The following is a 25,927-nucleotide window of genomic DNA, read 5'->3' on the forward strand; positions in this document are numbered from 1 at the left end:
ATCTCATCATCTCAATCAATATATGATGATGAATTGATAAATCATACAAATAAAAATAAAGGAATAAAAAAACCCGCCGTAGCGGGTTTTTAAGCACAGTCCGATTAATGTTCGAACATAGCGGAGATAGATTCTTCGTTGCTGATACGACGAATCGCCTCGGCCAGCATGCCGGAGAGGGTCAGGGTGCGCACGTTGGGCAGCGCCTTGATCTCTTCCGCCAGCGGGATAGTGTCGCAAACCACCACTTCATCAATCACGGAGTTGCGCAGGTTGTTAAGCGCGTTACCGGAGAAGATAGGGTGGGTGGCGTAGGCGAAAACACGTTTCGCGCCGCGCTCTTTCAGCGCTTCCGCGGCTTTGCACAGGGTGCCGCCGGTGTCGATCATGTCGTCAACCAGTACGCAGTCGCGGCCTGCCACGTCACCGATGATATGCATCACCTGAGAGACGTTGGCGCGCGGACGGCGCTTGTCGATAATCGCCATGTCGGTGTCGTTAAGCAGTTTAGCGATGGCGCGGGCGCGCACCACGCCGCCGATGTCCGGAGAAACCACGATCGGGTTATCCAGGTTCTGCTGCAGCATATCTTCCAGCAGAATCGGGCTGCCGAATACGTTGTCTACCGGCACATCGAAGAAGCCCTGAATCTGTTCTGCGTGCAGGTCCACAGTGAGAACGCGGTCAACCCCAACGCTTGACAGGAAATCCGCCACCACTTTCGCGGTGATCGGCACACGCGCAGAACGCACGCGACGGTCCTGACGGGCATAACCAAAATAGGGGATAACGGCGGTAATACGACCTGCGGAAGCGCGGCGCAGGGCGTCGACCATAACAACCAGTTCCATCAGGTTGTCGTTGGTGGGGGCACAAGTGGACTGGATGATGAAAATATCACCACCGCGTACATTTTCATTGATTTGTACGCTGACTTCGCCGTCGCTAAAGCGACCGACAGCAGCGTCGCCGAGGGAAGTGTACAGGCGGTTGGCAATACGTTGTGCTAGTTCCGGGGTGGCGTTACCAGCAAAAAGCTTCATATCAGGCACGAGAAGAACCTCAGGCATGCGTCCAGTGGTGGATGGCGGCGCCGCAAAACGCGACAGGAAGCAGGTTCGCCATCCAGGCGGTGTATTTAAAGAGCATGGCGCAACGTCTGGAACAGGGGTGACGTTGTCACCAGGACTCAGTTTGCCCGGCGATGGCTTGCTGTAACGGAGAGTGGTTGACGCCTCGCGCAACAAAACCTTTCAGCCATTCCGGGGCTTTCTCAAGCACCCGGCGGGCCTCGGATTCGGTGTTAAATTCAGCAAACACACAAGCTCCGGTGCCGGTCAGGCGCGACGGCGCGTATTCTAACAGCCAGGAAAGCGCGGCATCAACCTCACGAAAACGTTTTCTTGCGATATGCTCGCAATCGTTGCGAAATTCACATTTCAGCAACGTTTCCATTGACCGGACGGGCGTATCGCGCGTCAGCTCAGGATCGGTAAAAATCACCGGTGTCGGAATGCTGACGCCAGGGTGCGCCACCAGATACCATTTCTCCGGCGGGGAGGCGGGCGTCAGAAGCTCCCCAACGCCTTCAGCGAACGCCGCCCGACCACGCACGAAGACCGGCACGTCGGCGCCGAGGCGCACGCCAAGCGTTGCCAGCGCGTCTTCGCTAAGCCCGGTCTGCCAGAGATGATTGAGCGCCACCAGCACCGTCGCGGCGTTCGATGAACCGCCGCCGAGCCCGCCGCCCATCGGCAGACGCTTTTCAACCCCGAGATCCGCGCCGGCGCCCTGGGGCAGCCGTCCGGCCTCGCGGGCGTGCGTCATCAGCAGTCGCGCGGCGCGCATGATTAAATTGTCTTCTTCCGCCACACCGTCAAAGGGCGTCACCAGGCGCAACTGCCCGTCGCGGCGCGGCGTAATCAGCACCGTGTCGCCATAGTCGAGAAACTGAAACAGCGTTTGCAGATTGTGATAGCCGTCCTCGCGACGACCAGTGATATATAAGAAGAGATTAAGCTTCGCCGGAGAGGGCCAACGGGTCATTATTTAACAATCCAGTTATCCATTTTCAGCTTGATGCGCTGATCGCCTTCGCGCAGCTCCAGGTTCGACGGCATCGCTGGCTGGGTTTTCGTGTCGTAGCCGCCGTAAACCACTTTCCAGGTTTTGCCGTTCTGCGTGTAGTTGACTTCACGCAGGCGGTACTGGTCGTCGAGCGAATAATCAGTCGCGTCGCCCGGCAGGCCGACAATCCACTGGCGCAGGCTGTTGAGCGGAATCGGCATGCCGGTCAGCTTGCCAATCATCTCTTCCGCGTCCGTCGCCTGATAATGCTGGCCTTTGTTATCCACCAGCTCAACCGCGCCCGGCTTTGCATTCAGCTCAAGCTCGGTGCTGCCGAGCGGGTTGGTGAGCAGCAGGCGATAGTTTTCTTTACCGGTCTGCTGCCAGAAGAAGCGCGCATAGACTTTCTGCTGATCGGAAAGCCAGGCGAAGGCGCCGCGGGTCTGGAACTGGGCCAGGTTTTTTACCTGCTCCTGATGCTGTCGCCACTGGGAGGAGTCGGGGCTTTTGCCGGGGCCTTGCGGGGCATGGCTGACGCAGGCGGTCAGCACCAGGCTCGCCAGTGGGGCGAGAGACCAAAAACGCACAGAAGAAATCGCCATAACAGGAACAAATCCTTGATGTTGATTGAGGTTATAACCCTTCATGCTAGCGTCCGGGGCTAAGGGCGTCTATGGTCAAGTTGTCTTAAATCATGAATCTGTCTATTACTCCAAAAGAGGCGGTTCTCTTTTATTGACCTTACGCATCCTGTATGATGCGCACAGCAAACCTTATCAACGCTGGTACTATTCCCGCTCCATGACTCTGTTAGCTCTCGGCATCAACCACAAAACGGCTCCTGTTTCGCTGCGAGAACGCGTGACGTTTTCGCCGGATACGCTCGACCAGGCGCTGGAAAGCCTGCTGTCGCAGCCGATGGTGCAGGGCGGGGTGGTGCTTTCTACGTGCAACCGCACGGAGCTTTATCTGAGCGTTGAAGAACAGGACAACCTGCACGATAAACTGGTCCGCTGGCTGTGCGATTACCACAAGCTTGATGAAGCGGAAGTGCGCAACAGTCTTTACTGGCACCACGATAACGACGCGGTCAGCCACCTGATGCGCGTCGCCAGCGGGCTGGATTCGCTGGTGCTCGGCGAGCCGCAGATTTTAGGCCAGGTGAAAAAAGCCTTTGCCGATTCTGGTCGCGGCCATGCCAACGCCAGCGAACTGGAGCGCATGTTCCAGAAGTCCTTCTCGGTTGCCAAACGCGTGCGTACCGAAACCGATATCGGCGCCAGTGCTGTTTCGGTGGCGTTCGCCGCCTGTACGCTGGCGCGCCAGATTTTCGAATCGCTCTCAACAGTCACTGTCATGCTGGTCGGCGCGGGCGAAACCATCGAACTGGCGGCTCGTCACCTGCGCGAACACCACGTTCAGAAGATGATTATCGCTAACCGCACCCGCGAGCGCGCCCAGCGCCTGGCGGATGAAGTGGGCGCGGAAGTTATCGGGCTTGGCGAGATAGACGAACGGCTGAAAGACGCCGATATCATTATCAGCTCCACCGCGAGTCCGCTGCCGATTATCGGCAAAGGAATGATGGAGCGCGCGCTGAAGGCCCGCCGCAACCAGCCGATGCTGCTGGTGGATATCGCGGTGCCGCGTGATGTCGAGCCGGAAGTTGGCAAACTTGCCAACGCCTACCTGTACAGCGTCGACGATCTCCAGAGCATCATCCAGCACAACATGGCGCAGCGTAAAGCGGCGGCGGTGCAGGCGGAGTCTATCGTCGAGCAGGAAGCCCACGAATTTATGGCCTGGTTGCGCGCCCAGAGCGTCAGCGAGACCATCCGTGAATACCGCGCGCAGGCCGAGCAGGTGCGCGAAGAGCTCACCAGCAAAGCGCTGGCCGCGCTGCGCGCCGGCGGCGACGCCGAAGCCATCATGCAGGATCTGGCGCGCCGGCTGACCAACCGCCTGATCCACACCCCAACCAAATCTCTTCAGCAGGCTGCCCGTGACGGGGATGATGAACGCCTGCATATTCTGCGCAACAGCCTCGGGCTGGAGTAGCACAACACAATTCTAATTACAGGGTGATCTACCGCCTATGAAGCCTTCTATCGTTGCCAAACTGGAAGCCTTGCAGGAGCGTCATGAAGAAGTTCAGGCTCTGCTGGGCGATGCGGGTACGCTTGCCGACCAGGAGCGTTTTCGCGCGCTGTCGCGTGAGTATGCCCAGCTGAGCGACGTTTCGCGCTGTTTCCTTGAGTGGCGCCAGGTACAGGAAGATATGGAAACCGCGCGTCTGATGTTAAGCGACCCGGAAATGCGCGATATGGCGCAGGATGAGCTGCTTGACGCGAAAGCGAAAGGCGAAGCGCTGGAGCAGGAGCTTCAGCTGTTGCTGTTGCCAAAAGATCCGGACGACGAGCGCAACGCCTTCGTGGAAGTGCGTGCGGGCACTGGCGGCGATGAAGCCGCGCTGTTCGCAGGCGATCTCTTTCGCATGTATAGCCGTTACGCCGAATCCCGCCGCTGGCGTGTGGAGATCATGAGCGCCAGCGAAGGCGAGCATGGCGGCTATAAAGAAGTCATCGCCAAAATCAGCGGCGAGGGCGTCTACGGGCGGCTGAAATTCGAATCCGGCGGTCATCGTGTCCAGCGCGTGCCGGCGACGGAATCCCAGGGCCGCATTCACACGTCTGCGTGCACCGTGGCGGTGATGCCGGAACTGCCGGAAGCCGAACTGCCGGATATCAACCCGGCAGATTTGCGTATCGATACCTTCCGCTCCTCCGGCGCGGGCGGTCAGCACGTTAACACCACCGATTCCGCCATTCGTATCACCCACCTGCCGACCGGCATCGTGGTCGAGTGCCAGGATGAACGCTCGCAGCATAAAAACAAAGCCAAAGCGTTGGCGGTGCTGGGCGCGCGCATTCACGCCGCTGAAGTGGCGAAACGCCAGCAGGCGGAAGCCTCGACGCGTCGTAACCTGCTGGGCAGCGGCGATCGTTCCGATCGCAACCGCACGTACAACTTCCCGCAGGGCCGCGTGACCGATCACCGTATCAACCTGACGCTCTACCGCCTCGACGAAGTGATGGAAGGCAAGCTGGATGCGCTTATCGAGCCGATAATCCAGGAACATCAGGCGGATCAACTGGCGGCGCTGGCCGAGCAGGAGTGATGGAGTATCAGCAGTGGCTGAAACAGGCCATCCACCGCCTCACTGAAAGCGAATCGCCGCGCCGCGACGCGGAAATCCTGCTGGGTTTTGTAACCGGCAGGACGCGCACGTTTATCCTCGCCTTTGGCGAAACCGCGCTGACTGACGATGAGCTCACGCGGCTCGATGCCCTGCTGGCGCGCCGCGTCCAGGGCGAGCCGGTGGCGTATCTGACAGGCCAGCGCGAATTCTGGTCGTTGCCGCTTGAGGTCTCTGCGGCGACGCTTATCCCCCGTCCCGATACCGAATGTCTGGTGGAGCAGGCGCTGGCGCGTCTGCCCGCCGCGCCGTGTCGAATTCTCGATCTTGGCACGGGCACCGGCGCAATTGCGCTGGCGCTCGCCTCTGAGCGGCCCGACTGTCAGGTGACGGCGCTGGATGTTGTGCCGCAGGCTGTTGAGCTTGCAAAACGCAACGCGCAGCGGCTTGGCATCGATAACGTCACTGTTTTGCAAAGTCACTGGTTTTGCGCACTGACGGACGCGCGTTTTTCGCTTATTGTCAGCAATCCTCCGTATATCGACGGCGACGATCCGCATCTGACGCAGGGCGATGTGCGTTTTGAGCCCAAAAGCGCGCTGGTGGCGCAAAACGCGGGGCTTGCCGATCTCGACGCGATAATCGCCGGGGCGCGCCGCTTCCTTGAAAACGACGGCTGGTTACTGTTAGAACATGGCTGGCGACAGGGCGAGGCGGTGCGTGCGCTTTTCACACGCGCGGGTTACCAGGGCGTCGAAACCTGCCGCGACTACGGCGGCAACGAGCGTCTGACGCTGGGACATTATCGCAACACACAGGAGTAGGGCAGCATGGCCGCTTACTTTGCAGTAAAACACTTACATCTTCTGACGGTGGCTATTTCCATCAGTCTTTTTATTTTGCGCTACTGGTGGCAATACCGCGGCTCGGCGATGTCGGGCAAGCGCTGGGTACGCATTGTGCCGCACGTCAACGACACCGTGCTGCTCGGCAGCGGCGTCGCGCTGGTGCTGATCACCCATTTTTATCCGTTCACCCCGCAGGGCGCGTGGCTGACTGAAAAACTCTTTGGCGTTATCATCTACATCGTTTTAGGCTTTATCGCGCTCGGGCGTCGCCCGCGCAGCCAGCAGGTTCGCTGGGTAGCTTTCCTGCTTGGGCTGGTGGTGCTCTACATCATCGTGAAACTCGCCACCACCAAAATACCGCTATTGGGGTTAATATGAAGTCGTTGGCCGATTTTCAGTTTAACAACGCGCCGCTCTGTGACGGCATGATTCTGGTTTCACAGCATATTCGCGACGATTTTCCGGCGCAGGATGTTTACGACCAGCTGGAGAGCCTGGTGCGTCTGGCCCGCGAAGAGATTTGCCAGGGCTCGCATCAGGACTCGCAGCTTGAGCGTCTGCTGGAGTTGTTCTATGGCGAATGGGGCTTTAGCGACGCGCGCGGCGTCTACCGTCTCTCTGACGCCCTGTGGCTCGACAAAGTGCTGAAAAATCGCCAGGGCAGCGCGGTCTCGCTCGGGGCTATCCTGCTGTGGATCGCAGGCCGTCTCGATATTCCGCTCATGCCGGTGATTTTCCCGACGCAGCTTATTCTGCGCGCCGACTGGATGGATGGCGAAATGTGGCTCATCAATCCATTTAACGGTGAGACGCTTGACGAACATACGCTCGAAGTCTGGCTCAAGGGCAATATCAGCCCGGTGGCCGAGCTGTATATGGATGACCTCGAAGAGTCCGAACATATTCTGGTGATCCGCAAGCTGCTCGATACGCTGAAATCCGCGCTGATGGAAGAGCGGCAGATGGAGCTTGCCCTGCGCGCCAGCGAGGCGTTGCTGGAGTTCAATCCGGAAGACCCCTATGAAATCCGCGACCGCGGGCTGATTTATGCCCAGCTCGACTGCGAGCACGTGGCGCTGAATGATTTAAGCTATTTTGTGGAGCAGTGCCCCGAAGATCCCATTAGCGAGATGATTCGGGCGCAGATTAACTCGATTTCGCATAAGCAGGTTACCCTGCACTAAGCGGCGGCAGTGTACCGATTTACACAGGATAAAGGCGACAATATGAAACAAAAAGTGGTTAGCATTGGCGACATTAATGTAGCGAACGATCTTCCGTTCGTACTGTTTGGCGGGATGAACGTGCTGGAATCGCGCGATCTTGCGATGCGCATCTGTGAGCATTATGTCACCGTGACCCAGAAGCTCGGCATTCCTTACGTCTTCAAAGCCTCTTTTGATAAAGCCAACCGCTCCTCGATTCACTCTTACCGCGGCCCGGGCCTTGAAGAAGGCATGAAAATTTTCCAGGAACTGAAGCAGACCTTCGGCGTGAAAATCATCACCGACGTTCACACCGCCGAGCAGGCGCAGCCGGTCGCGGATGTGGTGGATGTTATCCAGCTGCCGGCGTTCCTGGCCCGTCAGACCGATCTCGTCGAAGCGATGGCGAAAACCGGTGCCGTTATCAACGTCAAAAAACCGCAGTTCATCAGCCCCGGCCAGATTGGCAACATCGTGGATAAATTCAAAGAAGGCGGCAACGAGCAGGTTATCCTGTGCGATCGCGGCACCAACTTTGGTTACGACAACCTTGTCGTTGACATGCTGGGTTTTGGCGTCATGAAGAAAGTCTCTGGCAACGCGCCGGTAATCTTTGACGTCACCCACGCGCTGCAGTGCCGCGACCCGTTCGGCGCCGCGTCCAGCGGTCGTCGCGCTCAGGTAACGGAGCTTGCCCGCGCCGGCATGGCGACCGGTATCGCCGGTCTGTTTATCGAAGCGCACCCGGACCCGGAAAACGCGAAATGCGACGGCCCGTCCGCGCTGCCGCTCGCGAAACTGGAAGCGTTCCTCACGCAGATCAAAGCCATCGACGATCTGGTGAAAAGCTTCCCGGAACTCGACACCGAGCATTAACTGACCCGGTCGTAAAAAGCAAAACCCCGCATAGCGGGGTTTTTTTATGGGCGTATCTGCGTTGGGATGATGCATGTGGCGCGCCTGCCATGCAGGCGCAGCGCTCCGCCTTAACCTCTACGCAAAAATCGTCATCAGATACGCGGCGAACAGCGCCAGATGCGCGCTACCGTTCAGTACATTGGTGCGCCCGGTCGAAAACGAAATCTGGCACAGCATCAGGGCGGCGAGCATCACCACCATTTCCGGCGCGCCAAGCGCAAACTGCAATTCATTGCCGGTCAGGATGGCGATAATCGTCACCGTCGGCACCGTCAGGGAGATGGTCGCCAGCACCGAGCCGAAAAACAGATTCATCGCGCGCTGTACCTGGTTATTGAGCACGGCTTTCAGCGCCCCCAGGCCTTCCGGCGAGAGGATCAGCAGCGCGACCAGGAAACCGGTGAACGACACCGGCGCGTTCAGGTGACTGAGCAGCCCTTCCAGCGGATTAGCGTTCATTTTGGTCACGGCGATGACAGCAATCAGGTGCACCACCAGCCAGGCCGCGTGCCACAGGTTGCCGTGCGCCGACGGTTTGCCATGATGCGGGTCATCGTCATCGCTCTCGTCTTCATGTTCGTAAACAAACAGGCTCTGGTGCGTTTTGGTCTGAATCAACAGGAATACGCCGTACATTGCCGCCGAAATCATCGCCACCAGCAGCGACTGCGCGGTAGAAAAATTGCCGCCCGGCAGCGCCATCGGAAAGACCAGCACGATCACCGCCAGCGGAAAGAGGGCGATCAGATACTGCTTAATACCGAAGAGATTGACATATTGCGTAGCGAACTTGCGTCCGCCCAGCAGCAGCGCCACGCCCACCAGACCGCCGCTGACAATCATAATGATCGAATACAGGGTGTCGCGCATTAACGTCGGCGCGGCGTCGCCGGTGGCCATCAGCGCGGAGATAAGACTGACTTCCAGAATCACTACCGACAGGCTCAGGATCAGGGAACCGTACGGCTCGCCGAGGCGATGCGCCAGCACATCCGCGTGGCGCACCACGCTGAACGCACTGCTGAGAATCCCCACCAGCGCCAGCGCGTTGATGCCGACAATCACTGGCAGCGACTGGCTGGACCCCCAGAACGCCAGCACCGCCAGCGCTAACACCGGGAAAATGAGAGAAGTCTCCTTATGGCGGGTTTTCACCGCCTCATGGCTGGTTTTGGTCACGTTATTTCTCCAGAGAAGCAGGTCATTATCATTATAGTGAGGGGTATTGCTTATCGTAAAAGTACCAAAAAACGCGCCTTCGCGACCGTTTATTTACGCTTTTTTACGGCTTACGTTTAACTTTTCGATAAATACGCCGAAAAATGACATTATGTTGAGAATCCATTGAGCAAACAGGCCATTGCGAATCTCACCGCCAATGCTTCGCTTACCGCTGGCGCGGATGCGTATCCTGTTCCACACTTAAGTTTTGGTCAGAAAAAGGGGTAGCGCCATGCCTTATTCATCAAGAACCGATTTACCCGATAACGTGCGTAATGTGCTGCCAGCCCATGCGCAGGATATCTACAAAGAGGCGTTTAACAGCGCCTGGGATCAATATAAAGACGAAGACGACCGCCGCGGCGACGCCAGTCGGGAAGAGACCGCGCACCGCGTTGCGTGGGCTGCGGTCAAACATGAGTACGAAAAGGGTGATGACGACAAATGGCATAAGAAAAAGTAATGCGTTGTTAATCGCCTGATTCCCTTCCATCTTTAGCTTAACCCTGCGCGCCGTATGGAAAACGATAAGTTTTTTATGGGGCGCAAAGGCTGCTGCGGTCTTGTCAGCGGCGCGTTAATCCCCTATCGTCACCCCGTAATTGCTTTCTGATTGAGCGATAAAAAGATCCTGAAGGCGCTTAAAATCGCAGGGAAGCAGCAGTGGTGGAGGTAGAAGGTGTTAACACGTGATTTCTTAATGACAGCAGACTGTAAGACGGCTTTTGGAGCCATTGAGGAATCGTTACTGTGGACGCCAGAGCAGCGAGCGGCGTCACTGGCCGCCACGCTCGCCTGTCGTCCCGAAAACGAATCGGTCTGGATTTTTGGTTATGGGTCCCTGATGTGGAACCCGGCCATGGTGTTTGAAGAGCGCTGCGCCGCGACGCTCAACGGCTGGCACCGCGCGTTCTGCCTGCGGCTTACCGCCGGGCGCGGCAGCGCCTGTCAGCCAGGACGTATGCTGGCGCTTAAAGAGGGCGGCGCCACAACCGGTGTTGCCTATCGTCTGCCTGAGTCAGAGCTCGAAACCGAGCTGACCCTGCTCTGGAAGCGCGAGATGATCACGGGCTGCTATCTGCCAGGCTGGTGTAAGCTCACGCTCAACGATGGTCGTACCGTACACGCGCTGGTCTTTATCATGGATCCGAGCCATCCGCTTTATGAGGCCGACACCCGTCCGGCGACCATCGCGCCGCTTATCGCCCGCGCCAGCGGCCCGCTTGGCACTAATGCGCAATATCTCTTCTCGCTGGAGCAGGAGCTGAAAAAGCTCGGCATGTGCGAAGCGTCGCTTGATGAACTGGCGGTTGAAGTGCGTGCCTGTCAGGCGCGCGACAGCGGGGAAAGCGGCGAACTGCAACCGGGGTTTGCGTAAGCGTCGTGAAGGCGTCAGTGAAAACCCCGGCGGACGCCGGGGCAAAAATCAGGCCGGAACGTAGCTGATGGAGTGCTCCAGCGTCTGGCTGTGACTGTCGATAAGCACATCCCAGACGCCGCTGTAAGGCACGCTGATATATGCGCTGTTGCGGTTCTGGACGCTTAAAATATCTGCCCCGGCGCGCGTAAACCGCTCGCCTGCGCTCATTAAATGAATGTGGCAATTCGCCGAGCAGCGCACCACCACCGTATCTCCGCCAAACAATTTCAGGCTTGCTTTTACCCGCGCCATTTTAAACCCCTCTGTCAATGATAAATCCCGTCAGGACAGCCTTTCGAACGTGAGGCTGTTCACAAAACACTCCGGGAATAACACCAAAGCGAGAGGCGCTGAACGCTGATTTTGATCAAAAAAGGCGGTCTCGCCGCCATATTCATCACATTGTGCGTTAAAGGGGCGGGCAGGCGCGCGGAAAATGTCCGAATGCGCGCCTGCGCCTGATTAAATGCGGAAATGCCCGGCCGTCTGGGCGAGTTCGCCCGCCTGGCCCTGCAACGCGCCTGCCGCGGCGGCGGACTGCACCACCAGCTCGGCGTTCTGCTGCACCATCTGATCGAGCTGGATAACCGCGTGGTTAATCTCCTGAATGCCTTTCATCTGCTCGCTGGTGGCGACCGTGATCTCACGCATAATCCCGGAGACATTGCCGATACTGCTTACAATCTCCTCCATCGACTCCCCCGCAAGGCGTACGTAACGCGAGCCGGTCGCCACGCTCTCGGTTGTCGAGTCGATAAGCGATTTAATCTCTTTCGCCGCCTGGGCGCTGCGGCTCGCGAGGTTACGCACTTCGCCCGCCACCACCGCGAAGCCGCGGCCCTGTTCGCCGGCGCGCGCCGCTTCCACCGAGGCGTTAAGCGCCAGAATGTTGGTCTGGAAGGCAATGCCGTCGATAACGCTTGTGATATCGCCAATCTTCGCCGAGGCGGTTTCAATCAGCTGCATCGTCGAAATGGCTTTCGACACCACTTCGCCGCCGCGCGAGGCGGCATCCGTGGCGCTCTGCGCCTGGCTGTTGGCCTGGGCCGCCGCATCCGTCGAGTTTGCCACCGACGCGGTAATCTCCTCCACCGCGCTTGCGGTTTCGCGCAGGCTGGAAGCGGCCTGTTCGGTGCGCCCGGAGAGATCCTGGTTGCCCGCGGCGATTTCATTAGCCGCCACTTTCACCGAGGCGCTGGCGTCGCGCAACTGGCCCATCACGCCCGCGAGCTTGTCGCAGAAGGCATTAAAGGCGTGGGCTATCTGCGCCACTTCATCACGGCCATTTTCCGGCAGACGCTGCGACAGATCGTTGGTGCCGCTGCTGATGGCCACCAGCGCGTCGCGGATCATCAACAGGCGTTTTAACAGCTTCGTTACCAGGAAATGCATCAGCGCGCCGGTGATAAGCAGCAGTACCAGCACCGAAATGGCGGAGGTATTAAGCAGCGCGCGCATGCCGGAGGTCGCGTCGCTTTCATCGAGCGCCACCACCAGATACCACTGGGTGCCCGGCACCGGTGTCGCCAGCAGCGCTTTTGGCGCGCCGCCGATGTCGCCGTCAAGCGCCGTATCGCTGGTTTTCAGTTCGCGAAATGCGACGCCTGACACCGCGTTATCAAACGGTTTAGAGGTCAGCGCCGGATCTTTCGCAGCGATAAGCGTCCCGTCTTCATTGACCAGCAAGCCGCTGCTGTTTTCGGTGGGGTGAATACTGCGTACGTTGGCAATTACGCTGTCCATGGAAAGGTCGCCCGCGACCACGGCGGCAACGGTGCCGTTTTGCTTCACCGGCACCGCGAAGGTGACGACCAGCTTGCCGGTGCCCGCATCCACATACGGCGCGGTCACGACAGGCGCGTCAGCTTTCACCGCCTGCTGATACCACGGGCGAATGGTCGGATCGTAATCCGCCGGGACGCCTTCCGGGTTGGAAAACTTCGCGGTTTTGGTCGCATAACCGGCGTAGACGTTCATAAAGCCGCCCGCTTTCGCCATCTGCGTGAAGACCGGCACGGGGTCCGCGCCCAGCGCGACGGTGTCGAGCGAGCGGATCATGGCGGTTTTGCTGTTCACCCAGTCGGCGATAGCCAGATTATGGCTGGCGCTGGTGCTTTTCAGGGTATTAAGGCTCGCCTGCTGGTTATCCAGCCGCGTGACCTGATAGTTCATGATGGTATTGAGTACCAGCGCGCCGACCAGACAGCCTGCGGTGGCTGCGATGATGCGCGCGCGAATCGACGTTAACATAGGCGTTTACCCTGCTGTGTGTTGTATGTGTTGTGTGTTGTTGGGACAGGCTTGTTGTTATGGGTTTTAAGGTAAATATCGGCACACACGGCAGGGACTTGATGGACGACGCAGGCGAATAAGTAAATATTATTACACCTGCGTGATTATCAGAACGTCAGGACTTTATCAGCCTCAAGCGTCCACCGGGCGAGTTCCACGAGCGTGCCTACCTCAACGCCATCCACCAGCGGCAGGGCGCTCACGCCGCGCCCGTCGGCGCAGGTTTTGCAAAGCTTCACCGGCACATTTTGCGCGGTGAGGATCTCAAGCATCTGCTGAATGTTATAGCCTTCGGCGGGCTTCTGGCCGCGAAGGCCGGCGGTCACGGCGTCAGACATCAAAAACAGCTTCAGCGCAGGCGCCTGCGGCTGTTCTCGCAGCGCGATGGCAAGACGCAGGCAGTTGAACAGCGATTCGCTGCCATAAGCTGCGCCGTTGGCGATAATCACGATCGTTTGCATCCGGAACTCCTTTGCCATAAAGGCATAGTTATTGCTTGGTTCCTGTAAAGGCGATAACAGGAGAGTGAGCGATGGCAACACCATCCAGACCGGCGCAAGATGCGCAGGCGTGGTTTCGTTTCGCCCGTGAAAGAGCGCGCAGCCAGCTGGAGGCGTGGTTAAGCGTGGGCGAATGGGCAAGTCAGATAAGCCATCTGGTGCATATGCTACAGCGCGAGCGCGGCGCGTCCAATATCTGGCTCTGCTCCGGCGGGCAGCTGTTTGCGCGCGAACGCGAGTTTTGCGTGACGCAGACCGACCAGCGCGTGGCGGCGTTTCGCGAAGCGCCCCCGCCGCTGGCCTCATCAGGTAGCCTGCTCGCCTGGCGCATGGCCTGCGCGCTCTGGCAGCTCGAACAACTGCCGGCGCTTCGCGCGCGCATTCTGGCGCGTGAGACAGAACCCCTTGAGGCGATGGAGGGCTTTAACCTGGCGATTCGTCATCTGTTGAATCTGGTGCCGGAGGCGAGCGAAAGCGTGGATGAGGCGTCGCTCGCCCGCGCGCTGACCGCCCTTTACAGCTTTATGCAGGGGAAGGAGCTGACAGGTCAGGAACGTGCCATTGGCGCTATCGGCTTTACACAGGGCGCGTTCAGCGAACCGCTGCGTCAGCGGCTCGCGGATCGCATTGACGGGCAGCAGCGCTGTTTTGAGACTTTTTTAGCGCTGGCGGCGGCGGAGATTCGCGAAGGCTACTGGCGTCACGGCGAGGCGGGCCTGGAGCTGGAGCAATTACGACGGCTCGCCTGCACGCGTCTGCCTGCGGATAACGACAACGGCGCGCGGGCGGTGCGCTGGTTTGCGCTGCAAACCACGCGGCTCGACGCGCTGCGGGATATCGAAGAGGCGCTTATCGCCGCGCTGCTGGCGGAAGCACGCAGGCTGCTCGCGCAGGATAACGTCAGCGAATCTCCGGAGGCCCTGCTGGCCCGCCGCGCGCGCCAGCAGGGAGATATGGATGCTCCGGCGCTGGAGCGGCATCTTTTACCGCTGGTGCGCCAGCAGGCCCGCGAGGTGGAGTCGCTGACGCGCCAGCTCGCCTCATTACAGACAAGCCTTGAGGAGCGCAAGCTCATTGAGCGCGCCAAAAGTTTATTGATAACCCATCAGCAGCTTAGCGAGGAGGAGGCATGGCACCAGTTGCGCAAGCTGGCGATGGATCAGAATAAACGGATGGTGGAAATTGCCGAAGCGATGCTGGCGGTCGCCCGGCTCTGGCCCGTCACCCGAAAGGAGTAGATGCACAGCAACCGGGCATTTTATGCATGGTTATGGGGCAGGGATGGAGCGGTGTTTACCCGTTCTACACAGAATTAACGTCGGAGCGGAGGGTTTTGCTCCGGCTAAATAAAATCGGCCGCGCCGGATGGACCCGGTGCGAAGGCATGATAATACAGGTTGCCGTGGCGTGTTGTAGGGTGGGTAAGCGAAGCGCACCCACCGCCCGGTTTCGGGGCCGCGTTGACGGGAAATATGCAACGGCGGTGAAATCGTTCCGTTCGCCATCACGCTGCGCTTATATGTGCCTTTTCCTCACGCGAACGTGCAAAGGGGGCTCGCCGCCGCCCCCTTTGCAATCCCGGCTCCCGGCAGAAAATCGCCCCTGCGGGGAAGCCGTGCCTTATTCCCTCCGGCCACGGGTCGGGCATGACAATACATCCCTGTATTGTCATGCCCTCGCACCGGGTCCCTCCGGTGCGTCCCGGCCTGCGGCGAAACGGCGCGGCCGATTTTTTTAAGCCGGAGCAAAACCCCCCACATTGACGCCGTGACGTACGATTACCCAACATGCCTACCCTTAAACCTGGCACACCGCTTGCTTAACTCTTCCTGACAAACATTTTCGGCGGCTCGCCAACGGCGGCGGGCTTACCGGAAGGATAAAGGCGTCCTGCAATGTCTTCGGACATTGGCGGACGCCTTTTTTATTTTCAGGAGCAGCCATGAGCCATTCGTCATTCTCTCTTTCCCGCCGCAGTTTTTTGCAGGCCGGGGCGGCGCTTAGCGGCGCGATGCTGTTACCGGGGCTGATGGGCAGCGTCTGGGCCGCAGGCACCGACAAACCGGAACTCGACACCGTGCGCGTCGGGTTTATTCCTCTCACCGACTGTGCGCCGGTGGTGATGGCCGCGCTCAAAGGCTTCGATAAAAAATATGGTATCCGCATTGTGCCGAGCAAAGAGGCGAGCTGGGCGGCGGTGCGCGACAAACTGGTCTCTGGCGAGCTTGACGCCGCGCATGCGCTTTACGGTCTCATCTACGGGCTGGAGCTGGGTATCGCCGGTAAGGCGCAGCCGATGGCGAACCTGCTGACGCTCAACCAGAATGGTCAGGCGATTTCGCTCAGCGCCGATCTGCTCGATAAAGGCATCACCACGCCCGACGCGCTGAAAACGCTTATCGCGGCAAGCGAGCCTGGCGCTTACACCTTCGCCCACACCTTTCCGACCGGCACCCACGCGATGTGGCTCTACTACTGGCTGGCGGCGGCGGGCATTCATCCCTTCAACGATGTCCGCACCGTGGTAGTGCCGCCGCCGCAGATGGTGATGAACATGCGCATCGGCAATATGGTCGGCTTTTGCGTCGGCGAGCCGTGGAACGCCCGCGCCATTAACGACCGCATCGGTTTTACCGCCGCCACCTCACAAAGCATCTTCCCGGATCATCCGGAAAAAGTGCTCGGCACCCGCCGCCTCTGGGTGGAGCAGAACCCGAACACCGCCCGCGCGCTCACCGCCGCCGTGCTGGAGGCTGCCCGCTGGATAGACGCCTCGGACGACAACCGGCGCGAAACCGCGCAGGTGCTGGCGAAACGCGCGTACCTCAACACCAAAGCGCAATACCTCACGCCACGCATGCTCGGCGAGTACGACGACGGCGCCGGAAAACGCTGGAAAGACGATCACGGTATGCGCTTCTTCCGGGACGGCGAGGTGAGCTACCCGTGGCACTCCGACGGCATGTGGTTCTTAACCCAGTTCCGCCGCTGGGGATTGCTGAAAACCGATCCGGACTACGCGGCCATCGCCGCACGCATCAACCGCACTGACATCTATCAACAGGCCGCGCAGGCGGTGGGCAATATCGCGCTGCCTGCATCACCGCTGCGCACCAGTCGTCTGATGGACGGCAGCGTCTGGAACGGCCAGGCGCCGGCGGCCTACGCCAACAGTTTTGCCATGAAACGTTAAGGGGGAACCATGAAAGAGCTGCAACAGACCGTGAGCGCGCCGGAAGCCCAGCCCGCCGGTGAAGTGATTGTGATGCCCCGCGTGGCGGTGCGTAAACGCCGCGCGCCGCTGGCTGCCCGATTCAACGCGATCGCAGGCCATGTCGTGCCCGCGCTGCTCGGCCTCGCGCTGCTGGTGATCGCCTGGCAAATCGCCGCTATGACCACCAAAGGCTTTCCCACGCCGCTCAGCACGCTTGACTCAGCGCTGACGCTCTTCGCCGACCCGTTCTATAACGAAGGGCCGAACGATCAGGGCATCGGCTGGAACGTGCTGGCGTCGCTCAGCCGTGTGGCGGTGGGCTTTGGACTCGCGGCGCTGGTGGGCATTCCGCTCGGCTTTTTGATTGGCCGCTTCACCTTTCTGGGCCGTATGTTTCATCCGCTTATCGCGCTGCTGCGTCCGGTGAGTCCGCTCGCCTGGCTGCCTATCGGCCTGCTGCTGTTTCAGAAGGCGGAGCCGGCTTCAAGCTGGACGATTTTCATCTGCTCTATCTGGCCGATGGTCATCAATACCGCCGACGGGGTGAAGCGTATTCCGGAAGACTATCTGAACGTGGCGCGGGTACTGCAACTCTCTGAATGGACGGTGATGCGCCGCATTCTCTTCCCGGCAGTGTTGCCGGCGGTGCTTACCGGGGTGCGGCTCTCCATCGGCATCGCCTGGCTGGTGATAGTCGCCGCGGAAATGCTGACCGGCGGCCTTGGCATCGGCTTTTGGATCTGGAACGAGTGGAACAACCTCAACGTGGAAAACATCCTCATCGCCATCGTCATTATCGGCGTGGTGGGGCTTTTGCTGGAGCAGGGGCTGATGCTTATCGCCCGGCGGTTCAGCTGGCAGGACAAGTAAGGAGCGAACATGAAACCGATTATTCAGGTACAGAACGTCAGCCAGCGCTTCAACACCGCCAGCGGCGAATTCCTGGCGCTGCAAAACGTCAGCTTTGACATCAACGCGGGCGAAACCGTGAGCCTTATCGGCCACTCCGGCTGCGGCAAATCGACGCTGCTCAATCTGATCGCGGGGATCACGCTGCCGAGCGAAGGCGGGCTGTTGTGCGATAACCGCGAAATCGCAGGCCCCGGCCCTGAACGCGCCGTGGTGTTTCAGAACCATTCGCTGCTGCCCTGGCTGACCTGTTTCGACAATGTGGCGCTGGCGGTGGACCAGGTTTTTCGCAAAACCATGAATAAAGCGCAGCGCCGGGAGTGGATTGTCCACAACCTGGAGCGGGTGCAGATGGGGCATGCGCTCAACAAACGCCCTGGCGAAATCTCCGGCGGCATGAAGCAGCGCGTCGGCATTGCCAGGGCGCTGGCAATGGAGCCGAAAGTGCTGCTGATGGATGAGCCTTTCGGCGCGCTGGACGCGCTGACCCGCGCGCACCTTCAGGATGCCGTCATGCATATCCAGCAGGAACTTAACACCACCATTGTGCTTATCACCCATGACGTCGACGAGGCGGTGCTGCTCTCCGACCGTGTGCTGATGATGACCAACGGCCCGGCGGCCACGGTGGGCGAGGTGCTGGAGGTCAATCTGCCGCGTCCGCGCAACCGGGTACAGCTGGCGGATGACAGCCGCTACCACCAGATGCGCCAGCAGATCCTCCATTTCCTTTACGAAAAACAGCCGAAGGCGGCGTAAGGAGCGGCGATGGCGCAACGACTGGTGATTATCGGCAACGGCATGGCGGCGGTGCGTCTGGTTGAGCAACTGCTGGCGCGCGCGCCTGAGCGCTTCGCCATCACGCTTATCGGCGAAGAGCCGCTGCCCGCCTATAACCGCATCCTGCTTTCGCCCGTGCTGGGCGGCGAAACGCCCGCCGCGCAGACGCAACTGCATGACGCGCAGTGGTATCACCGTTACGGTGTCACTTTATTAACCGGCGAGCGGGCGGCAGAGGTGGATCTTGCCGGGCGGACGGTAACCACGACGGCCCGCACGCTGCCCTGGGATGAGCTGGTCTTCGCCACCGGCTCGACGCCCTTTATTCCGCCCATTGAAGGCCGCGACCTGCCGCACGTGCGCGCCTTTCGCACGCTGGCGGATGTCGAGGCCATTCTCGCAACGTCTGGCCCCGCTGTCGTGCTGGGCGGGGGCCTGCTCGGCGTCGAGGCCGCCGCAGCGCTGGCGCGCCAGGGCGCGACGGTCACGCTGGTGCATCGTCATCCGTGGCTGATGGAGCAGCAACTGGATGCGCAGGCGGGCGAATGGCTGGCGGAAAGCCTTCGCGCGCGCCGTATTCGCGTGGTGACCGGCAGCGGCATTACGCGCATCGCGCCCGATAACGTGACGCTCGCCGATGGCGAAACCATAGCGGCCGGGCGGGTAGTGATTGCGACCGGCGTACGTCCGGCCATCGGGCTGGCGCAGGCTGCCGGGCTTCGCTGTCAGCGCGGGATTGTGGTGGATGACACGCTGCGCGCCTCGCACCCGCAGGTAAGCGCTGTTGGCGAATGCTGCGAAATCAACGCGCAGACGTGGGGGCTGGTGGCGCCCTGTCTGCAACAGGCGGATGTGCTGGCGGCCAGGCTCTGCGGGGAGCCGGCGCGTTTTAGTTACGACGAGCGCGGCACACGGCTCAAGGTGACTGGCATTGCGGTGTTCAGCGCGGGCGTGGTCGAACCCGATGCCAGCGCGCAGACGCTGATAAGTCTCGACCCCCTTTCAGGGCATTACCGACGCCTGATTATCAAAGACGACAGGCTCACCGGCGTGCTGCTGTATGGCGATACCGACAGCGCAGGCGCGCTGATGAATCACTTCGGGCAGCCGCTTCGCGCAAGCGTCGGGCTGCTGTTTGATGAAACCGATGAACCGCAGCCCGCGGCTGCAGGATGTGAAACGATGACGAAACAAACTCTGGTGGTCGTGGGCCACGGCATGGTTGGACACCATTTTCTGGAGCAGTGCGTTAACGCCGGGCTGCATGAGCGTTTTCATATCATCGTCTTTGGCGAAGAGCGCTACGCGGCCTACGACCGCGTGCATCTCTCGGAATATTTCGGCGGGCGCAGCGCGCAGTCGCTCTCGATGGTGCAGGGCGATTTCTTCACGCAGACCGGCATTGAACTGCGTACCGGCTGCCAGATTGTCGCCATCGACCGCGCGCAGCAGACCGTGCGCGACGCGCAGGGCCATGAAACGCACTTCGATAAACTGGTGCTCGCCACCGGCTCCTGGCCGTTTGTGCCGCCTGTGCCGGGGCGCGATCTGCCTGGCTGTTTCGTCTACCGTACGCTTGACGATCTCGACGCTATCCGCGAGCGCGCGCAGCACGCCACGCGCGGCGTGGTGGTCGGCGGCGGGCTGCTGGGGCTGGAGGCGGCGAACGCGCTTAAACAACTGGGGCTGAAAACGCACGTGGTCGAATTCGCGCCGGGACTGATGGCGGTGCAGCTCGATGCACCGGGAGCGGCGATGCTGCGTGAAAAAATCGAGGCGCTGGACGTCAGCGTGCATACCAGTAAATCCACCACCGCGATTGTCGAGGCGGACGGCGGCCTGACCATGCAGTTTGCCGACGGCGACAGCCTGCAGACCGACCTGATTGTTTTTTCAGCAGGCATCCGCCCGCAGGACATGCTGGCGAAAGCGGCGGGGCTGACCACGGGCGAGCGCGGCGGTGTTGTTATCAACGACCAGTGTCAGACCAGCGATGAAAACATTTTCGCCATCGGCGAATGCGCGCTATGGGAGAACAAAATTTTCGGCCTGGTCGCGCCAGGCTATCAGATGGCGCGCGTCGCCGCCGCGACGCTGGCGGGCGAGGCGGCGGCCTTCCGGGGCGCGGATATGAGCACCAAACTCAAGCTGCTCGGCGTTGAGGTGGCGTCGTTCGGCGACGCGCATGGACGCACGCCGGGCAGCCAGAGCTACCAGTGGACCCACGGGCCGAAGCAGATCTACAAAAAAATCGTCGTCTCGGCGGACGGCAAAACGCTGCTCGGCGGCGTGCTGGTAGGCGACAGCAGCGAATACGCCACGTTGTTACAGATGATGCTTAACGGCATGGCGCTCCCTGCCGAGCCGGAAACGCTGATCCTGCCCGCAAGCCAGGGCGCGCCCGCGAAGGGCCTCGGCGTGGCGGCGCTGCCGGAGCGCGCGCAGATTTGCTCGTGCCATAACGTCAGCAAGGCGGATATCTGCGCGGCGGTGGCGGGCGGCGCGACCGACATGGGCGCGGTCAAAAGCTGCACCAAAGCGGCGACCGGCTGCGGCGGTTGCAGCGCGCTGGTAAAACAGGTGATGGAGTACCAGCTCGAACAGCAGGGCGTGGCGGTCAAAAAAGATATCTGCGAGCACTTCCCGTACTCGCGCCAGGAGATCTACCACCTGGTGCGCGTTAACCACATCCGCACTTTTGAACAGCTCATCAGCCGCTATGGTCAGGGCCACGGCTGCGAAATCTGCAAGCCGCTGGTGGGGTCGGTGCTCGCCTCCTGCTGGAACGAATATTTGCTGAAACCGGCGCATCTGCCGCTCCAGGACACTAACGATCGCTACTTTGCCAATATTCAGAAAGACGGCACCTATTCCATCGTGCCGCGCATGGCGGCGGGCGAAGTAACGCCGGACGGGCTTATCGCCATCGGCCAGATAGCGAAGCGTTATAACCTCTACAGCAAAATCACCGGCGGTCAGCGCATCGACCTCTTCGGCGCGCGGCTTGAACAACTCCCGGCTATCTGGGCGGAGCTGGTGGCGGCAGGCTTTGAGACCGGCCATGCCTACGGCAAATCGCTGCGCACGGTGAAATCGTGCGTCGGCTCTACCTGGTGTCGCTACGGCGTGCAGGATTCGACCGGGCTCGCGGTGGAACTGGAGAACCGCTACAAGGGGCTGCGCGCGCCGCACAAAATCAAAATGGCGGTCTCCGGCTGCACCCGCGAATGCGCCGAGGCGCAGGGCAAGGATGTGGGCGTGATCGCAACCGATAAAGGCTGGAACCTTTACGTCTGCGGCAACGGCGGCATGAAGCCGCGCCATGCGGATCTCTTTGCCAGCGATCTCGACCGCGAGACCTTGCTGCGCACCATTGACCGCTTCCTGATGTTCTACATCCGTACCGCCGATCGCCTGCAACGCACCAGTACCTGGATGGATAATCTCGAAGGCGGCATCGACTACCTGCGCGAGGTTATCCTGGACGATTCCCTCGGCATCGGCGAGGAGCTGGAGCGTGAAATGGCGCAGGTGGTGGAGAGCTATCAGTGCGAGTGGCAGACCACGCTCGCGAGCCCCGACCGGCTGGCGCTGTTCCGCTCCTATGTCAACAGCGATCAACCGGATGAAGCGGTGCAGCGCCGCGAGCTTCGGGGGCAGCCGCAGCCGGTCGATGTGGTGCAACCGGTGACGCCGCGTGCGCCGGAGCGCCCGTGGCAGGCGGTGTGCGATGTACAGGATATTCCGCCGCAGGCAGGGATCGGCGCGCGGCTGGGCGAGATGCAAATCGCGCTGTTCCGCTTTGGCGATCGTGTTTACGCGCTCGACAACCTTGAGCCAGGCAGCGACGCCAACGTGCTGTCGCGCGGCCTGTTGGGCGATGTCGGCGGCGAGCCGGTGGTGATTTCACCGCTCTATAAACAGCGCATCCGGCTGCGCGACGGGCGGCTCGTGGAGGGGCTTACCGAGGCGGTGCGCGCCTGGCCGGTAAAAATAGAGAGCGGCAAAGTGTGGGTCGCGGGCCAGGCGCTGCTGTTACAGGCGCAGGCGTCATGAGCGGCGTACACACTACCTGCCCGTATTGCGGGGTTGGCTGCGGGGTGGTGGCGCAGCGCGACGAGAGTGGCGCGGTGAGCGTGCGCGGCGACGCGCAGCACCCGGCGAATTTCGGGCGGCTGTGCGTCAAGGGCGCGGCGCTTGGCGAAACTACCGGGCTGGAGGGCAGGCTGCTCTATCCGGAAATCGACGGCGAACGGGCGTCATGGGAGACCGCGCTCGACACGGCTGCCGCGCGCCTTAGCGCGATTATCGAGAAACATGGCCCGCAGGCGGTGGCGTTTTATGCCTCCGGACAACTGCTGACCGAGGATTACTACGCCGCCAACAAGCTGATGAAGGGGTTTATCGGCGCGGCGAATATCGATACCAACTCACGGCTCTGTATGTCCTCCGCCGTGGTGGGTTACAAGCGGGCGTTCGGCGCCGACGCGGTGCCATGCAACTATGACGATGTCGAGCAGACGGATCTGCTGATTTTTGTCGGCTCCAACGCCGCCTGGGCGCATCCGGTGCTCTATCAGCGTATCGCGGCGGCGAAAGAGGCGCGCCCGGCGATGAAAATCGTGGTTATCGATCCCAGGCGCACCGCCACCTGCGATATCGCCGATCTGCATCTGGCGCTCGCGCCTGGCAGCGACGCCGGGCTGTTTGTCGGTCTGCTGAATGCGTTGGCCGGGAGACCTGCGCCGGAAACGTTCGACGGTCAGGCGCAGGCGCTGGCGGCGGCGCGCGACTGGAGCGTGGCGCGCGTGGCGCAGTTTTGCGGGCTGAAGGACGCGGATGTGGCGCGCTTTTACGACTGGTTTTTGAGCGCGCCCAGGGCGATGACGCTCTACACAATGGGCATTAATCAATCTTCCAGCGGCAGCGATAAATGCAACGCCATCATCAATGTGCATCTGGCGAGCGGAAAGATCGGGCGGCCCGGCTGCGGGCCGTTTTCGCTGACCGGTCAGCCGAACGCGATGGGCGGGCGCGAGGTGGGCGGGCTCGCCAACCAGCTCGCCTGCCATATGGCCTTCGAACCGGCGGATATCGCGCGTCTCGGGCGGTTCTGGGGCAGCGAGCGCATCGCGCAGACGCCCGGCCTGATGGCGGTGGAGCTGTTCGACGCTATCGGGCGCGGCGAGGTAAAAGCCGTCTGGATCATGGGCACCAACCCGGCGGTCTCGCTGCCGGACAGCGACGCGGTACGCCAGGCGCTGGCGCGCTGCGAACTGGTGATCGTCTCCGACATTACCGCGCAGACCGACACGGCGGCGTTCGCGCATATTCGCTTCCCGGCGCAGGGCTGGGGCGAGAAAAACGGCACCGTGACCAACTCCGAGCGACGCATTTCACGCCAGCGTCCGTTTCTGCCCGCGCCCGGCGAGACGCGCCCGGACTGGTGGATCGTCGCGCAGATGGCGCGCCGTCTGGGGCATGGCGAGGCGTTCGCCTGGCGACACCCGCACGAGATTTTTTGCGAACACGCGGCACTGTCGGGGTTTGAGAACGACGGCGCGCGGGCGTTTGATATCAGCGCTCTCTCGGGCCTGACTTGTGATGAGTATGACGCGCTCGCGCCGGTGCAATGGCCGGTGACCGCACAGCAGCCGCAGGGCACGCCGCGTCTGCTGGCGACGGGCGCAGGCTGGCGTGGCGGGCGGCTCAATATGGTCGCCGTGACCCCAGCGCCGCCGCAGGCGCGGCCGGGGGCGTCTTATCCGCTGTGGCTTAACACCGGGCGCATTCGCGATCAGTGGCACACGATGACTCGCACCGGCGGCGTGGCGCGGCTGATGCAGCATCAGCCGCTGCCGCGCGTGTCGGTGCATCCGGATGACGCGGCGCGTGCTGGCATCAGCGAAGGCGACCTGGTGGAAGTGGCATCCGTGCAAGGGTTTATGGTGGGCTGGGCGGCGCTCAGTGATGCGCAGACGCCGGGCGCGCTGTTTGCACCGATGCACTGGAACGCGCGTTTCGCAAGCCACGGGCGCGTCAACGCGTTAGTGGCCCCGGTCTGCTGTCCGCATTCCGGCCAGCCGGAGAGCAAACAGACCGCCGTGCGCCTGCAAAAACGCCATACCGCCTGGCAGGGCGAGCTGTTTTGCCGCGCGCTGCCGACACTCGCGCCCGATATGCTGTGGTGGCGTCGGGCGTGGGAAGGAGGAGCGCATGTCACGCTGGCAGGCCGTTTGCCGCCGCAACGCTGGCTGCGTCAGTTGGCCGATAGTGAGGGCTGGCAGATACAGTACGCTGACGGCGCCGACGGCTTTCACGCGCTGGCGTGGCGCGACGGCGCGCTGATGCTGGCCTTTTACAGCGCCGTCCGCTGCCCGGTAGTGGAATCAGAGGCTATCGCGGCGGCGTTCAGCGAACCGCCCGGAACACCTGCGGCCCGTCATGCGCTGCTTGCCGGAAGGAGGGCACACAACGCGCCCGCGAAGGGGCGCATTATCTGTAGCTGTTTTGGCGTCGGCGAGACGGCTATCCGGGCTGCGATTGCCGGCGGGTGCGACAGCGCGAAAAGGCTGGGTGAAACCCTGCGCTGCGGCACCAACTGCGGCTCCTGCGTGCCGGAGCTGAAAGCGCTGCTGGCGCAGAGGGCGTTACTGCCCGAAGCGGCCAATCAGGCCGGTGGCGGCGAGCGCGTGCCCTTTGAGCTTCGTGAAGAGTTCGTCGCGCGTCAGGCCGGGCGGTAGGTCGGCCGGCAGATCGGTGGCGATAAGCGTGAAGGTGTAGTGGTGCGCGCCGCTGCCGGGCGGCGGGCAGGGGCCGTGCCAGGCGGTGGTGCCGGGCGTGTTTTTACCGCCGGTGAAGCCTTTTCCCTCGGTGAGCGCATTGGCGGCAAGGCCGGTGGTCGTGGCCGGAATGTTATAGGCCACCAGATGCGTCACGCCAAGCCCCTTCGCGCCCTCCGGATCGTGAACGATCAGCGCGAAGCGGGTCGTGCCCTGCGGCGCGTGGCTCCAGATAAGCGCTGGCGACTGGTTTTCGCCGGTACAGTTGGGGTTTTGCTTCGCATTACCGGCGAATTTTTTCTCCATCATGCCGTTATCGGCGAACGACGGGGACTGCAATATAAAAATACCGTCGTCCGGCGCGGCGGCAACATTAAAGGCGGCAACAGCAAGCAGGGATGCAAGCAGCGTTTGTTTCATCGGCGTGTCTCACGCAGAGTGGGAATATTAAGCGTAGCGCACCGGGCGCAAACGGGCTGAGGATTATCCTTAAAAGCGGCGCCAGCGCTTGTCGGGAGCGGGGAACTAGGTATGGTATACTGTACAGATGTGTACAATTTCCGGCAAAACCGGTC

General features: G+C 61.1%; 22 protein-coding genes. 14 read left to right on the forward strand and 8 right to left on the reverse strand.

Annotated features, from left to right (window positions below; genetic code table 11):
* Positions 1 to 104 precede the first annotated feature (104 nt).
* The 3 genes from prs to lolB all read right to left on the reverse strand — a co-directional run bounded on the left by prs (position 105) and on the right by lolB (position 2,669).
* A complete protein-coding gene (gene prs, locus AFK63_RS07190) occupies positions 105 to 1,052 on the reverse strand; it encodes a ribose-phosphate diphosphokinase (RefSeq protein ID WP_007729920.1) in 948 nt (315 codons plus the stop codon).
* 127 nt (positions 1,053 to 1,179) lie between these two features.
* On the reverse strand, positions 1,180 to 2,049 hold the full coding sequence (gene ispE / locus AFK63_RS07195) for a 4-(cytidine 5'-diphospho)-2-C-methyl-D-erythritol kinase (protein WP_038862509.1): 870 nt from the start codon (positions 2,047 to 2,049) through the stop codon (positions 1,180 to 1,182).
* Positions 2,046 to 2,669, reverse strand: a complete 624-nt coding sequence (gene lolB, locus AFK63_RS07200) for a lipoprotein insertase outer membrane protein LolB (protein ID WP_038862511.1) — start codon at positions 2,667 to 2,669, stop codon at positions 2,046 to 2,048. Before lolB ends, ispE begins: the two co-directional genes overlap by 4 nt.
* A gap of 199 nt (positions 2,670 to 2,868) precedes the next feature.
* On the opposite strand from lolB, the gene hemA reads away from it, so the two are divergent.
* The 6 genes from hemA to kdsA are packed head-to-tail and all read left to right on the forward strand — an operon-like array spanning position 2,869 to position 8,192.
* Positions 2,869 to 4,125, forward strand: coding sequence for a glutamyl-tRNA reductase (gene hemA, locus AFK63_RS07205; protein ID WP_038862532.1), 1,257 nt, complete (start codon positions 2,869 to 2,871; stop codon positions 4,123 to 4,125).
* Positions 4,126 to 4,162: 37 nt separating this feature from the next.
* Positions 4,163 to 5,245 carry a peptide chain release factor 1 gene (prfA, locus tag AFK63_RS07210; protein ID WP_038862512.1) on the forward strand — a complete coding sequence of 361 codons (1,083 nt, stop codon included), beginning with the start codon at positions 4,163 to 4,165 and terminating at the stop codon, positions 5,243 to 5,245.
* The gene (gene prmC, locus AFK63_RS07215; RefSeq protein ID WP_038862513.1) at positions 5,245 to 6,087 is read left to right on the forward strand and encodes a peptide chain release factor N(5)-glutamine methyltransferase; all 843 of its coding nucleotides are present in this window, start codon (positions 5,245 to 5,247) and stop codon (positions 6,085 to 6,087) included. The genes prfA and prmC overlap by 1 nt, the downstream gene beginning before the upstream one ends.
* Before the next feature lie 6 nt (positions 6,088 to 6,093).
* A complete protein-coding gene (gene sirB2 / locus AFK63_RS07220; protein WP_007729910.1) occupies positions 6,094 to 6,489 on the forward strand; it encodes an invasion regulator SirB2 in 396 nt (131 codons plus the stop codon).
* The gene (gene sirB1, locus AFK63_RS07225) at positions 6,486 to 7,295 is read left to right on the forward strand and encodes an invasion regulator SirB1 (RefSeq protein ID WP_038862515.1); all 810 of its coding nucleotides are present in this window, start codon (positions 6,486 to 6,488) and stop codon (positions 7,293 to 7,295) included. The genes sirB2 and sirB1 overlap by 4 nt, the downstream gene beginning before the upstream one ends.
* Before the next feature lie 42 nt (positions 7,296 to 7,337).
* Positions 7,338 to 8,192, forward strand: coding sequence for a 3-deoxy-8-phosphooctulonate synthase (kdsA, locus tag AFK63_RS07230; protein WP_038862516.1), 855 nt, complete (start codon positions 7,338 to 7,340; stop codon positions 8,190 to 8,192).
* A 117-nt stretch (positions 8,193 to 8,309) separates the two neighbouring features.
* Here kdsA and chaA read toward each other — a convergent pair whose 3' ends face one another.
* Positions 8,310 to 9,413, reverse strand: a complete 1,104-nt coding sequence (chaA, locus tag AFK63_RS07235) for a sodium-potassium/proton antiporter ChaA (RefSeq protein WP_038862517.1) — start codon at positions 9,411 to 9,413, stop codon at positions 8,310 to 8,312.
* 274 nt (positions 9,414 to 9,687) lie between these two features.
* On the opposite strand from chaA, the gene chaB reads away from it, so the two are divergent.
* Together chaB and AFK63_RS07245 are read left to right on the forward strand one after the other, a co-directional pair.
* Complete coding sequence (gene chaB, locus AFK63_RS07240) at positions 9,688 to 9,918, forward strand: putative cation transport regulator ChaB (protein ID WP_004388054.1); 231 nt, start codon at positions 9,688 to 9,690, stop codon at positions 9,916 to 9,918.
* A gap of 216 nt (positions 9,919 to 10,134) precedes the next feature.
* Positions 10,135 to 10,833 carry a gamma-glutamylcyclotransferase gene (locus AFK63_RS07245; protein WP_038862518.1) on the forward strand — a complete coding sequence of 233 codons (699 nt, stop codon included), beginning with the start codon at positions 10,135 to 10,137 and terminating at the stop codon, positions 10,831 to 10,833.
* A gap of 48 nt (positions 10,834 to 10,881) precedes the next feature.
* On the opposite strand, the gene AFK63_RS07250 is transcribed toward AFK63_RS07245, so the two are convergent.
* From AFK63_RS07250 to AFK63_RS07260, 3 genes are all read right to left on the reverse strand, one after another.
* Positions 10,882 to 11,127, reverse strand: a complete 246-nt coding sequence (locus AFK63_RS07250; protein WP_038862519.1) for a DUF1883 domain-containing protein — start codon at positions 11,125 to 11,127, stop codon at positions 10,882 to 10,884.
* 210 nt (positions 11,128 to 11,337) lie between these two features.
* Positions 11,338 to 13,125, reverse strand: a complete 1,788-nt coding sequence (locus AFK63_RS07255) for a methyl-accepting chemotaxis protein (protein WP_038862520.1) — start codon at positions 13,123 to 13,125, stop codon at positions 11,338 to 11,340.
* Between the two features lie 149 nt (positions 13,126 to 13,274).
* Complete coding sequence (locus AFK63_RS07260) at positions 13,275 to 13,628, reverse strand: DsrE/DsrF/TusD sulfur relay family protein (RefSeq protein ID WP_038862521.1); 354 nt, start codon at positions 13,626 to 13,628, stop codon at positions 13,275 to 13,277.
* 71 nt (positions 13,629 to 13,699) lie between these two features.
* Here AFK63_RS07260 and AFK63_RS07265 point away from each other — a divergent pair, with 71 nt between their 5' ends.
* From AFK63_RS07265 to AFK63_RS07290, 6 genes are all read left to right on the forward strand, one after another.
* Positions 13,700 to 14,905: a nitrate regulatory protein gene (locus AFK63_RS07265; protein WP_038862525.1), complete on the forward strand. Its 1,206-nt coding sequence runs from the start codon at positions 13,700 to 13,702 to the stop codon at positions 14,903 to 14,905.
* Between the two features lie 704 nt (positions 14,906 to 15,609).
* Complete coding sequence (locus tag AFK63_RS07270; protein ID WP_038862536.1) at positions 15,610 to 16,860, forward strand: CmpA/NrtA family ABC transporter substrate-binding protein; 1,251 nt, start codon at positions 15,610 to 15,612, stop codon at positions 16,858 to 16,860.
* Between the two features lie 9 nt (positions 16,861 to 16,869).
* Positions 16,870 to 17,751: a nitrate ABC transporter permease gene (gene ntrB / locus AFK63_RS07275; RefSeq protein ID WP_038862537.1), complete on the forward strand. Its 882-nt coding sequence runs from the start codon at positions 16,870 to 16,872 to the stop codon at positions 17,749 to 17,751.
* Positions 17,752 to 17,760: 9 nt separating this feature from the next.
* Positions 17,761 to 18,549 (forward strand): ABC transporter ATP-binding protein, encoded by a 789-nt coding sequence (locus AFK63_RS07280; protein ID WP_038862543.1) that lies wholly within the window; start codon positions 17,761 to 17,763, stop codon positions 18,547 to 18,549.
* Positions 18,550 to 18,558: 9 nt separating this feature from the next.
* On the forward strand, positions 18,559 to 22,626 hold the full coding sequence (gene nirB, locus AFK63_RS07285) for a nitrite reductase large subunit NirB (protein WP_081642067.1): 4,068 nt from the start codon (positions 18,559 to 18,561) through the stop codon (positions 22,624 to 22,626).
* Positions 22,623 to 25,313 carry a nitrate reductase gene (locus tag AFK63_RS07290; RefSeq protein WP_038862544.1) on the forward strand — a complete coding sequence of 897 codons (2,691 nt, stop codon included), beginning with the start codon at positions 22,623 to 22,625 and terminating at the stop codon, positions 25,311 to 25,313. The genes nirB and AFK63_RS07290 overlap by 4 nt, the downstream gene beginning before the upstream one ends.
* Here AFK63_RS07290 and AFK63_RS07295 read toward each other — a convergent pair.
* Positions 25,221 to 25,772 carry a YbhB/YbcL family Raf kinase inhibitor-like protein gene (locus AFK63_RS07295; protein WP_038862545.1) on the reverse strand — a complete coding sequence of 184 codons (552 nt, stop codon included), beginning with the start codon at positions 25,770 to 25,772 and terminating at the stop codon, positions 25,221 to 25,223. The two genes, AFK63_RS07290 and AFK63_RS07295, sit on opposite strands and share 93 nt — an antisense overlap.
* Positions 25,773 to 25,927: the final 155 nt, after the last annotated feature.

The sequence above is a fragment of the Cronobacter muytjensii ATCC 51329 genome, assembly GCF_001277195.1.
GTDB classification, from domain to species: domain Bacteria; phylum Pseudomonadota; class Gammaproteobacteria; order Enterobacterales; family Enterobacteriaceae; genus Cronobacter; species Cronobacter muytjensii.